Genomic DNA, 12,981 nt, shown 5'->3' with positions numbered 1-12,981 from the left:
ATCCGTTCATTTTACACTATTACCTGTTCTAATTATAAAATTTATGTAAATTTAGGCATCCCCAATGGATGTTGGCGACAGGTTAGGTTATCGGTATAAATGAAAATACGGTTTACGTTAATATTATTCTTCAATTTACTGGCTATATTAACTGTATATTCACAAACCCGTGTCACTATCAATTTAAAATCGGCCGATTTTAAAAAGGTAATATCAACCATCGAGCATCAAAGTATTTATCATTTTGTTTACAGCGAACGGAAGATTCCTGTTTTAAATAAAACCGACATTAGCTTTGATAATGAAGATGTTAAAGCCGTGTTGGATAAGATTTTAGCTAACTCTGGTTTTTCTTACACCGAACTTGCCAATCACCTCATAGTAATTGCCCCGGTTGATGAAATAGTTAATGTGGTTAAGGTAACAGGCACTGTGGTTGATGAAACCGGAGCACCGCTTGCCGGCGCTACTGTTAGGGTAAGAGGCTCAACAATGGGTGCACCTACTGATCAAAAGGGTGCCTTCTCATTTGAAGCGCCAGACCAGTCAACATTGATTATCAGCTTTGTAGGCTATGTCACCAAAGATGTAAAACTATCGGGCGCAGCTCCGCTTAAAATAACACTTACAGTAAGCAATGTTTTAAGTGAAGTTGTGGTAACTGCACTTGGCATAAAAAAAGAAGAGAAAAAAGTTGGCTATTCGGTAACAACAGTAGGCGGCGAAGTGCTTGATAAAGCCAAAGAATCAAACGTGGCCTACTCATTGGAGGGTCGCGTAGCAGGTTTAAGCATCAACGGTGTTAACGGTGGGCCTGCATCGTCCGCACGTATTTTACTAAGAGGGGTTACCAGTTTTGGAGCAAGCGCGCCTCTTTTTATCATCAACGGCGTCCCTATTGATAATACCCAGCGCGGAGCGGCCAACGAATGGGGCGGTGCCGATTTTGGCGACGGTATCAGCAATATCAACCCCGATGATGTTGAAAGCATGACCGTACTGAAGGGACAGGCTGCATCAGCATTATATGGCGCAAGGGCAGCTAATGGCGTAATCCTTATCACTACTAAAACCGCAAAAAAGAATTCGGGTTTTGGTGTTGAATTTAACACCAATTATCAAACCGATAAAGCCATTAATACCTTTGATTATCAAACGGTTTACGGGCAGGGGCTGTATGGTATCAGGCCCGCTTCAGTGAATAACGCCATAACATCGGGCAATTTCGGCTGGGGTGAAAAGCTTGACGGTAAGCCAACTATACAGTTTGACGGTAAATACTACCCCTACTCGGCCGTTACGGATAATATTGATAAATTTTATCGCCGTGGTTATACATACACCAATACCGTAGCTTTTAATGGTGGTAATGAAACGGGGGCTTTTCGCCTATCGGTTTCAGATCTCCGCAATGGCTCAATCATCCGTAACAGCGGCCTTAACCGCAAAACAGTAAACCTCACTGCAACCCAGGGAATTACCGATAAATTCAACGTAAATGTTATTGCTAACTATATAGATGAGTCATCAAACCTGAAACCCAATTTGAGTGATGGGCCTCTTAACCCCAATAACATTCAATACCTTGCTGCCAACGAAAACCAGGCGGCCCTGGCACCGGGATATGACTCAAGCGGTAACGAACTGAGATGGACCGGCGATACATTTGTAACCAATCCATATTTTGCTGTAAACAAATTTGTTAATAACATAAGCCGGAACCGTTTGATATCGGCCATTACCGCCCGATACAATATTCAAAGCTGGCTGTATGCCCAGGCCCGCCTGGGCGACGATGTGCTGTATGATAAAAGGTTAACCATTACCCCTACCGGTACTGCTTATTCGCCTGGTGATGCGGGTTCGATGGATGAACAATCATCTACAGAACGCTCTGAACTTAATGCCGACGTCTTGATCGGTGCCAAGCGGGACATTATAAAAAACCTGCTTAGCTTTGATTTATCTGCAGGGGCAAATCTTCGTAAAAACAGCTATGACTTTACACGTCTTTTCGGCAGCCCATTTATTGTACCCAATTTTTACAGTTATACTAACCTTGCTACAAAAAACAGCACCTACGATTACAAAAGTTCTGAAACCCACTCAACCTATTATTCGGTTGATTTTTCGTTAAAGGATTTCCTGACGATAACCAACACAGGCCGCTATGACACTTATTCAACCCTTCCGGTTGACAACCGCAGTATTTTTACGCCATCGGTATCGGCAAGTATTCTGTTTTCGGATTTTGTACGGATCCCCGGTCTTGATTTTGGAAAGCTTCGGTTATCATATGCCCAAACCAGCGGCGAACCTACCGATGTATACATTACGTCGCAATATTATACCATTAATAATTCTGTAAATGGCGTACCTACCGGAGGCTTTAGCGATAGCTTGCCTAACCTGTTTTTAAAGCCATATACACTTACCGAAATGGAAGTAGGCACCGACCTGAAATTTTTAAACGGGCGATTGGGACTTGATGTGGCCTACTTCCACCGCAAAACCAGGAACGAGATCATTAAAGGCGATCTTGACCTTGCAACCGGCTTTGCCCGGCGGTTTATACCAACAGGCTCTACCCAAAATAACGGCATTGAAGTTTCGCTAAACGGCACACCTTTTAAAACTGCCAATTTTAACTGGTCGCCATCGTTTAACTTCACTTACGTACAAAATAAGATCCTTCAAACAGATGGTACGCCTGAGTCGGCTAACATAAGTTTTGGTACTTATCGGCCGCTTAATGCGGCTACGGCATTGGTTAAAGGCTTGCCGGGACCGCAAATTATGGCTAATGATTACCTCCGGAATGCTAAAGGACAGATCATTTTTGACGGTAACGGATTACCGCAAGCAGGTTCTCGGGTACCTATGGGCAGCGCGGTACCTAACATTTATGGTGGGTTAAACAACAATTTAACCTATAAAAAATTCAGTTTGTCATTTTTGATCGATTACCGCTTTGGGAACAAAATACTTTCGGCCACAAATTACAACAGCATTTACAGGGGCTTTAATAAGCTTACCCTGCCGGGGAGGGAAACCGGTGTTGTTGGCGATGGTGTAAATGCCAATGGTGATAAAAACACGGTTGTTGTACCCGCACAAACCTATTACCAGGCACTTGCTCAAAGTGTTTCGGCATTGAATGTTTTGGATGGCAGGTTTATTAAATTGCGGCAGGTTACTTTTGGTTATACATTTTCAAAAGGCTTTCTTGATAAAACGCCATTTGAAGGGATAACTTTTTCATTAGTAGGCCGAAACCTGTGGACGATCATGAAACGATCTGACAATATTGACCCCGAATCGGGCTTTTCGCCGGATATAAAATATGCCGGAATTGAGGGTGCGAGCCTTCCGCCAACGCATACTTACGGAATAAATGTTAACTTTAAACTCAAAAAATAAATTACCCTAAAATGGCATCCACCATAAAACACAAACTCCTATCCTGTTTAGTAATGCTTGCGGCGTTACTAAAATTTTCTACCGCAAATGCGCAGGTCCCTTTTTACAAAGACGCTTCGCAATCGATTGATTTACGTGTTAAAGACCTTTTATCAAAATTAACCCTTGAAGAAAAGATCTCCCTGCTAGGCTACCGCAGCCAGGCTGTCCCTCGTTTAGGCATCCCTGCCTACAACTGGTGGAACGAAGCTTTACACGGTGTGGCCCGTGCCGGCGAGGCAACTATATTTCCACAAGCCATCGGCATGGCTGCCACCTTTAACGACGATCTGCTAAAGCAGGTATCAACTGCTATTTCAACTGAAGCCCGTGCAAAATACAACCTGGCTATTGCCCAGGACAGGCACTTGCAATACATGGGCCTTACCTTTTGGACACCCAACATCAACATTTTCCGCGACCCACGCTGGGGACGTGGACAGGAAACTTATGGAGAAGATCCTTTCCTAACCGGCCGTATGGGTTCGGCTTTTGTTAAAGGTTTGCAGGGCGACGATCCTAAATATCTGAAAGCATCGGCAACAGCCAAACACTTTGCAGTACACAGCGGCCCGGAAGCTACCCGCGATAAGTTTGACGCCAAAGTTGATGAAAAAGACCTGCGCGAAACTTACCTGTATGCTTTTCACGAACTGGTTAAAAACCATGTAGAATCGGTAATGAGCGCATATAACCGCGTTAACGGCGTACCTAACTCTATTAATAAAGTATTACTTACAGACATCCTGCGTAAAGAATGGGGCTTTAATGGCCACGTAGTTACTGATTGCGGCGCTTTGGATGATGTTTACCTTACCCACAAAACCCTGCCTACTGCTGTTGAAGTAGCTGCCGCAGCAATCAAAGCAGGTGTTGACCTGGATTGTTCATCTATTTTGCAAAACGATGGTATCAAGGCTATTAAACAAGGCCTGCTAACCGAAAAGGATGTTGACCAGGCGTTGAGCGCTATATTACGTACCGAGTTTAAACTGGGCTTTTATGATGACCAGACTGCTAACCCATATCATGGCTATGGTGCAGACAGTGTGCATAACGAACAACATTTGGCACTGGCACGTAAAGTGGCCCAGCAAAGTATGGTACTGTTAAAGAATAACAACAATGTTCTGCCTTTCAAAAAAAGCAATTATTCGAGCATTATGGTTGTTGGGCCAAATGCGGCCTCGCTTGATGCTATGATAGCTAACTACCATGGTACCAGCAGCAAGGTGATCAACTTTGTTGAAGGTATTACCGGCGCTGTTGATAAAGCTACCCGCGTTGAATATGATTTAGGTTGCGACTATAAAGATACCACCCACTTTGGCGGCACCTGGGCTGCAGGTAATGCCGATGCAACCATCGCGGTTATTGGCCTGTCCCCTGTTTTAGAGGGCGAAGCTGGCGATGCATTCCTGTCAGAAAGTGGAGGCGATAAAAAGACTTTAAGTTTGCCTGCCAGCGAAATTGCCTTTATGAAAGAATTACGTAAAAGCGTAAAAAACAAACCGCTCGTAGCCGTAATTACCGCAGGCAGCGATATTGATGTATCTGCCATTGAACCTTATGCAGATGCCATCATCTTTGCCTGGTATCCTGGCGAACAGGGTGGTAACGCTTTAGCTGATATTATTTTTGGCGAAGTTTCGCCTTCAGGTCACCTGCCGCTTACTTTTTATAAAGACATGAGCGACTTGCCCGATTATAGCGATTACAATATGAAAAACCGCACCTACCGTTACTATACCGGCCCTGTGCAATACCCTTTTGGTTTTGGTTTAAGCTATACCACATTCAACTATACTCTTGGCAGCAAATTGAAAGCTACCTACAAAAAAGCAGACACCGTTGCAGTAACTGTAAATGTTAAAAATACCGGCAAATTCAACGGCGACGAGGTAGTACAAGCTTATATCAAATATCCAAACATCGACAGGATGCCGGTTAAGGAATTGAAAAGCTTTAAACGCATTAGCCTGGAGCAGGACAAAGGGGGTGTGGTTACACTGAAAATCCCGGTTCAGGATTTGCAAAAATGGGACCTTGCTACCCACAAATGGAAACTTTATCCAGGCAGCTATAAGCTGGTTCTGGGCAGCAGCTCGACCGATGAAAAGCTGACGGCTGATTTTAAAATAGCTAATTAGGAAGCTATTTTGAGCTAATACGATAAAGACTTACGAAGTTTTAAAAACTTCGTAAGTCTGGATTATACTTTTGAGTTTTTTACAACAAAGCCGTTAAATCCTTCCTAATTCTACTTTTATCAGTAGCAGTCTTAGCCAATTTTAGTGCAATTTGCAAATGCGATACTGCTTTTTCACCATCCACATCTGTATACAAATAGCCAAGCAACACATGGTACAGGTGGTTGGTATCCAGCTTTAATTTCTCGGCCTCATTAATAGCTTTCTCTTTCCCTTTTACTTTCGCCAGAGCGTATGCCCGGTTCAGCGCAGCCGCGGGCGAATAAGCTGCAATAAGCAACCTGTTGTATAGCATTAATATATTTTCCCACTTTTCGGCAGTGTCTGCTTTAACAGTATGCCAATAGGCTATAGCAGCTTCAATATGATATTTGCCCGCCTCATTCCCTTTTGAGGCCAGGTTAAGATAGTGTCTTCCCTTCGCTATCAGTTCGTCATTCCAAAGCGTCCTGTCCTGATCGTCATAGCGGATCATTTCGCCGCTTTCATCTATCCGGGCATCAAACCTTGAAGCATGAAAACACATCAGCGATAACAAGGCATTTACTTCTGGCAAATTGGTTTGTTTATTTTCTATCAGGAGATAGTTAAGGCGCATAGCCTCTAAACAAAGGTCTTTACGCAATGTAGTGCTCTGGCAACTGGAGTAATAACCTTCATTAAAAAGCAGGTATAAGGTTTTCAATACAATGCCTAAACGGTTAACGATATCGCCCGGTTCAGGGAAAACAATTTTCACTTTCTGCTCCCGCAGTTTTTCTTTGGCCCTGAACAGGCGCTTATTAATGGTTTCTTTATTGGATAAAAAAGCTTCGGCAATTTCGTCAATCCCAAAGCCGCAAAGAATGCGCAGGGCAAGACCAATCTGCGCCTCGGCAGGAAGTACCGGGTGGCAAATGGCAAACATCATTTGCAGCTGGCTGTCGCTGATATTTTGATCAGACAGGTCGATCTCTGCTTCAAAATTATCTTCCGCATCAAACCCTTCAACTATTTTTTGCTTAAACCTTGCACCACGCCTTACATAGTCGGTTGCTTTGTTGCGGGCTACGGTATATAACCATGCTTTAGGATTATCAGGCAGCCCCTTAATACCCCATGTTTCAGCGGCGGTGAGGAATGTATCGCTGGCAATATCTTCTGCAGCTTCAATATGTTCAAAGCCGAAATAATGGCATAATACTGCAATTATCTTTTGATATTCGGAGCGAAACAAATGCGGTAAAAGCTGATCCTGCTGCATAAAAGAAGCCGCCTCCCGTATATGAGAGGCGGCAAAATTAATTTACACTTCCATTGGGATGATAGGACGGACTTCAACACTGCCCCCTACCGATAATATCGGGCATCCTTTTGATAGTTCGGTTGCCTCCTCTAAGGTTGATGCTTTGATAATGGTGTAACCGCCAATAGCTTCCTTCACCTCAACATAAGGGCCATCTGTTACTACATTATCTGGTTTAATTACACTGCCGGCAGTGTCCAGCCTGTTACCAACGGCTACCAGTTTGTTTTGCGCAGCAATGCCGCCAATCCACTCGCGCCAGTAGTTCATCATGGTTTGCATTTGCTCGGGTGACCGTTTTACTGCTGTGGCTTCTGCATCTCTTCTGAAAATCAATAAGAACTCGTTCATGTTTTTAAATTTAATGGTTAAAAACCAAAAGACGATCAGGTTTGGTTGAATTGGACAACTGCACAATTTTTTTTTCAAAGTAATCAGAAAAAGCTTAATCTGCCTAATACTATTTCAGTGCGCGCAATCTATAACATTACATAACACTTATAAATTAAGGTTGATAAGCTTTTGTTATTTCACGTACTTTGATATATAACAACACTACAACACTACCAAACCATGAAATACAGAAAATTAGGAAACACCGGAGTCGAACTTTCGGCCATCGGACTGGGCTGTATGGGCATGAACCATGCTTACGGCCAGCCGGATGATAATGAATCGATAGCAACACTTGAAAAATCAATAGAAATAGGCATCAACTTTTGGGATACAGCCGATGTATACGCCAATGGCCGAAATGAGGAACTGGTATCAAAAGTATTGGTGCCTAATCGTGATAAAATTTTCATCGCCACTAAATTCGGGTTCAGGGCAGGCTCAGATGGCAGGCTTACCGAGTTTGATGGCTCGCCTGCCTATATCAAAACCGCCGTTGAGCAAAGCTTGAAACGTTTAAAAACAGATGTGATAGACCTGTATTACGCTCACCGCATCGATCCTAACGTGCCCGTGGAGGACATGGTTGGCGCAATGGCCGAGTTGGTAAAAGAAGGCAAAGTAAAATATCTGGGTTTATCTGAAGCTTCGGCCAATTCTATCCGCCGTGCCCATGCAGTACATCCAATCAGCGCCTTGCAAAGCGAGTACTCATTATTGACGCGCGATGTTGAAGCCGAAATCCTACCCGTTTGTAAAGAATTGGGGATTTCTTTTATACCGTTTAGTCCGCTGGTGCGAGGATTGGTAACCAACGCGTTAGATGTAACCAAACTTGCCGATAACGATTTCAGGAAAAGCCTGCCCCGTTATCAGAGCGAAAACGCCGAAAACAATATGGGCCTTGCTCATGAATTTGCACAGCTTGCGGCTCAAAAACAATGCACGCCTGCTCAGCTGGCACTTGCATGGGTGTTGGCACAGGGTGATAATATTATCCCCATCCCGGGTACAAAAAGAAGAAAATATTTGCTGGATAATGCAGGATCGGTTGATGTGGAATTAACTTCCGCCGATCTGCAGGATATTGAAGCAGTTTTAGCCAAATACCCAGATACCGGCGACAGGTATAACGAGGCCAATTACAAATTCGTTGATAAAAATTAACATTCATCATCATTTCACGCAGAGGTATAGTTACCTTGTCACTATACCTCTGCGTGAAAATTAACGATCAAAACATGGCTTACAACCAACAAATGGCCAACCGCATCCGCGAAGCATTAATGGACTTACCCATAGTGGAAGAAAAGAAAATGTTTCAGGGAGTTTGTTTTATGGTTGATGATAAACTATGTGTTTGCGTTCGCGATAATAGTATCTTATGCCGTATAGGTGAGCAACGCGCTCAACTTGAACTTGAGAAAGGTAACTGCAACCAGATGGTAAGCGGCAACCGGGTGATGAAAGGCTATGTTTATGTTGAAGATCTTAATTTACAAAACAACGCAGATTTAAACTACTGGATAAACCTGTGCCTTGAATTTAACCCGCTTGCCGAAGCTTCTAAAAAGAAGAAACCTAAAAAATAGGTCCTCTTATTAAAGATCAAACAAAGCCGCTCTTTTTCGAAGCGCCATTACTGATACCATTTTTACTTTCTGAGATAACCGGGTTTACGCTGTAAACCTTTAAAAATGCTTTGTTATATTTGAACATAGGTGCGGCATCCCGTACTATACTCAAAATAAAAAGCATACCTAAACGTGAAAAATCACAAAGCCAACGGTTTTATCCTGTTATTCTTACTTTTTGTGACTGGCAGCTCAATAGCTAAGGGACAAAAAGCAACAGCCTCTCAGGTAGATGTATGCATTTACGGCGGAACATCAGCAGGAGTTATCGCCGCCTATACCGCCAAAAAAATGGGGAAAACCGTGCTACTAATTGAACCCGGGAATCACCTTGGCGGGCTAAGTTCAGGAGGCCTGGGTTTTACAGATATCGGTAATAAGTATGTGGTGACCGGCCTGGCAAAAGATTTTTACCGCAGGATAGGAACACATTACGGACAGTTGGAACAATGGATTTTTGAGCCGCACGTGGCAGAAAATACCTTTCAAAGTTACATCAGCCAGGCCCATATTAAGGTATTATATCGTTACAGGCTTTCAAATGTGATTAAAAAAGCAAATGCCATTAAGTCAATTGTAGTAGAATCACCGGGTTCAATTGCTCCCACTCAGCTTATCTCGGCCAAAATATTTATTGATTGCAGTTACGAGGGTGATTTGATGGCCAAATCCAGGGTTAGCTATACAGTTGGCAGAGAAGCAAATACAACCTACAATGAAACCTACAATGGCGTGCAACTCCTGGAAGGGCACCAGTTTCCCGACCATATAGATCCCTATCGGGTTAAGGGAGATTCAACAAGCGGCATGATCTGGGGAATAAGCTCCAGTAAATTGATTCCGCTGGGAAGTGGCGACAAAAAAGTTCAGGCATACAATTATCGCATCTGCTTAACTAATAATCCAGCCAACCGCATACCCATCAGCCGGCCGGCGGGATATGATTCAACACGTTACGAATTGCTTGCCAGGCTAATTGAAGCACAAAAGGATAAACTAAGCCTAAACGATTATTTTATCTGGAGCTCAATGCCGGGCCAAAAAACTGATATCAATAACCGTAATGGGTTTTCAACCGACCTGATCGGGACAAATTACTCATACCCCGATGGCAGCTATCAGGTTAGAAACCAGTACATCAATGACCTGAAATTATATACGCAAGGTTTGCTGTATTTTTTTGGGCATGATGAACGGGTCCCTCTGCCCCTACGCAAACAAATGATGCAATGGGGATACCCTAAAGATGAATTTAAAGACAATAATAACTGGTCGTTTCAACCTTATATCCGGGAAGCAAGGCGCATGATCGGTGCTTATGTCATGACCCAGGCAAACTGCACCGGAAAAGTAAAAGTTGCTGATAGTATTGCAATGGCTGCTTACACCATGGATTCTCATAATTGTGACCGCCTGGTTGTAAACCATATGGTGAAGAACGAAGGGAATGTAGAAATCCCCGGTTTTCCTCCGTATCCTTTATCGTACAGGGCTTTGTTACCAAAACAGCAGGAATGCAATAACCTGCTGGTGCCTGTTTGTTTATCGGCCAGTCATATTGCTTATGGTTCGATACGTATGGAGCCTATATTTATGGTATTGGCGCAGGTGGCGGGTGTTGCTGCAGGGATAGCCATTGACAATAATATCGCAGTTCAAAAGGTTAATTATCAAAATATCAACAGCATAATTAAAAACAATCCTTTATTAAATGGGCAAAAACCTGAACAGGTAATCGATAATCAAAGCAAGGATATTGCGGTAAAAGGGAATTGGGCAACCAAAAAGGGCAATGCTTACGGGCCGGATCTGCTTTATTTAGATAGTCATGGTAAAAGCACTGCTGCAGTTAGGTTTTATCCCGAAAAATCAACAAACGGTACGTTTAAGCTGTATAGTTATTATACAGCCTTACCGGCAGGCGCCGATACTATCAGCATCAAAATTTTTGACGGCCGGAAACTACATCTTCAAACACTCATCAAATCGGATATCAAAGTTCAGGGGCAAACATCGGGCGAATGGGTGTTTTTAGGAGCTTTTGTACTTTCTGAAAAAAACCGGCCTTATGTAGAGATCGGCAACAACGGATCACCGGGCGCTATTACAGCCGATGCGGTATTATTTAAACCCGACAAGTAATAAAACCTATCAAATTATTATTAGCAAAACGCATTGAACTTTTTTTAAGATAATTACTTATTTTCAGCATCATAACCTCAGCATCAAAACAAGCTTATGAACCTGAATATAAAATGCTTATCTCCGCGCATAAGCGAATATATTGTTGCTCTTTTACTGTTGAGCAGTATCCATAACAATGCAGTTGCACAAAGCCCTTATCAGCCAGTACGGCCGCGTATTGTGATTACTGCCGATCCGGAACTGGATGACAATAATTCACTTATCCGTTTTTTACTTTACAGCAGCGATGTAGAGGTTGAAGGGCTGATATACGCGAGTAGCGCCTTCCATTGGAAGGGCGACGGAAAGGGCAGCAAATGGTTTGTCCCCGGCAGGGAATATGCCCGCTTTGGGTTGAATTTATGCCCCTGCGAATCCTGGCGCTGGGCAAAAGATGAGCATTTTATTCATGACGCGGTAGAGGCCTACGCAAAAGTGTATCCAAACCTAAAAATACATAATCCCGCATACCCTTTGCCTGCTGAGCTCCGGTCAAAGATCCGTTTTGGAAATATTGAATTTGACGGTGATATTTCGAAAGATTCGCCAGGATCAGATCTTATTAAATCATTAATACTTGATAATAAACCAGGACAGTTATATATCACTGCCTGGGGAGGGCAAAGTACTATTGCCCGCGCCCTCAAATCTATCCAGGAGCAATATGAATACACTACTCAATGGGAACAGATCAAAGCAAAAATTTCCAGAAAAGTTGTGTTGCTCCCTTCCGGCGACCAGGATGATACCTATGCAAAGTATATCAAACCCAATTGGCCGGGCATTGAGTGCCGGCAATTTCAGGACGGGCCAAATTATGGTTATGGCGCACAATTAAAAGCCAGAACTGAAGATTCGGTTTATATGACATCATCCTGGATGAAAGAAAACGTATCAGGCCGTGGCCCGTTAGGCTCGTTATACCGCGTTTGGGGCGATGGCAAACAGATGGCAAAAGGCGATATCATGGATTACTTTGGTTTAACAGGCCACACTGATGATGAGCTAAGAAAAATGGGATATGTTGTTTGGATGCCTGTACAGGAAAAAGGCTCGTGGCTGGGAGAAGGTGATGACCCTACTTTTATGAATATGCTTGGAAACGGGCTGCGCGCCTACGAAGCGGGTTCTTTCGGTGGCTGGGGAGGCCGTGAGATTATCAACCCGAATACCAAAAACATCTTCTTTCAAACGGGTGATACTTCGTCACGCGCCATGGCAGCTACACTCAGCACCGCCACTGCCCAAACCAACAAAACTGCAGATGTTGCCGCTTATCCCAACTTTTTCCCTGCAGCACAACAGGATTTTGCTGCCCGCCTCAAATGGTCTGTAACCCCTAAATATGCAGGTGCCAATCATGAACCCGTAGTAAAAATAGAAGGACCCTTGAATATTATGGCCTCCGCAGGAGAAAAAATACGCCTTAACGGCAAAGTATCTGACCCGGATGGAAACGCAGTTTCAATCAATTGGTGGCAGTTTCAGGTTGGAACTTATCAAAAGAAAGTGAATATAGTCAACGCTACTTCTGCGCAGGCCGTAGTGGAGATTCCTGCCGATGCAGTGTCAGGTCAAACCATCCACATTATTCTTGAAGCAACAGATAATGGTTCGCCTTCACTTACAAGGTATCAACGTGTAGTTATTACTGTGCGGTAATGTAAAGAACCATGTCATTGTGAAGAGGAACGACGAAGCAATCTCATACTCTACAGGGCAGCTGTACTTCAGTGCGATTGCCGCGCTGCGCTCGCAATGACATAGTTTATTGTTTCCCAGCACGATTAAGCGTCTACGTTTGATCGTTAGTCTT

9 protein-coding genes are annotated in these 12,981 nt (G+C 43.5%); 6 read left to right on the top strand and 3 right to left on the bottom strand.

Annotated elements, in window-relative coordinates; genetic code table 11:
- The first annotated feature begins 99 nt into the window (after positions 1-99).
- Together AC59JO_RS19005 and AC59JO_RS19000 are read left to right on the top strand one after the other, a co-directional pair.
- Complete coding sequence (locus tag AC59JO_RS19005; protein WP_497307198.1) at positions 100-3,420, top strand: SusC/RagA family TonB-linked outer membrane protein; 3,321 nt, start codon at positions 100-102, stop codon at positions 3,418-3,420.
- 11 nt (positions 3,421-3,431) lie between these two features.
- Positions 3,432-5,609, top strand: coding sequence for a glycoside hydrolase family 3 protein (locus AC59JO_RS19000; protein ID WP_497307196.1), 2,178 nt, complete (start codon positions 3,432-3,434; stop codon positions 5,607-5,609).
- A 79-nt stretch (positions 5,610-5,688) separates the two neighbouring features.
- On the opposite strand, the gene AC59JO_RS18995 is transcribed toward AC59JO_RS19000, so the two are convergent.
- Complete coding sequence (locus tag AC59JO_RS18995) at positions 5,689-6,912, bottom strand: RNA polymerase sigma factor (protein ID WP_497307194.1); 1,224 nt, start codon at positions 6,910-6,912, stop codon at positions 5,689-5,691.
- A 42-nt stretch (positions 6,913-6,954) separates the two neighbouring features.
- Positions 6,955-7,305, bottom strand: coding sequence for a YciI family protein (locus AC59JO_RS18990; protein WP_497307192.1), 351 nt, complete (start codon positions 7,303-7,305; stop codon positions 6,955-6,957).
- Between the two features lie 222 nt (positions 7,306-7,527).
- On the opposite strand from AC59JO_RS18990, the gene AC59JO_RS18985 reads away from it, so the two are divergent.
- Complete coding sequence (locus AC59JO_RS18985; protein ID WP_413667462.1) at positions 7,528-8,514, top strand: aldo/keto reductase; 987 nt, start codon at positions 7,528-7,530, stop codon at positions 8,512-8,514.
- Between the two features lie 74 nt (positions 8,515-8,588).
- Positions 8,589-8,939: a TfoX/Sxy family protein gene (locus AC59JO_RS18980; protein WP_413667461.1), complete on the top strand. Its 351-nt coding sequence runs from the start codon at positions 8,589-8,591 to the stop codon at positions 8,937-8,939.
- A 16-nt stretch (positions 8,940-8,955) separates the two neighbouring features.
- On the opposite strand, the gene AC59JO_RS18975 is transcribed toward AC59JO_RS18980, so the two are convergent.
- Positions 8,956-9,105: a hypothetical protein gene (locus tag AC59JO_RS18975; protein ID WP_497307190.1), complete on the bottom strand. Its 150-nt coding sequence runs from the start codon at positions 9,103-9,105 to the stop codon at positions 8,956-8,958.
- An 8-nt stretch (positions 9,106-9,113) separates the two neighbouring features.
- On the opposite strand from AC59JO_RS18975, the gene AC59JO_RS18970 reads away from it, so the two are divergent.
- Entirely contained in the window at positions 9,114-11,123 is a 2,010-nt protein-coding gene (locus AC59JO_RS18970; RefSeq protein ID WP_497307188.1) for an FAD-dependent oxidoreductase, read from the top strand.
- Positions 11,124-11,219: 96 nt separating this feature from the next.
- A complete protein-coding gene (locus tag AC59JO_RS18965) occupies positions 11,220-12,827 on the top strand; it encodes a DUF1593 domain-containing protein (protein ID WP_497307186.1) in 1,608 nt (535 codons plus the stop codon).
- Positions 12,828-12,981: the final 154 nt, after the last annotated feature.

The organism is Mucilaginibacter sp. A5337 (assembly GCF_059690695.1).
This window is presented reverse-complemented; position numbering and strand designations above follow the sequence as displayed.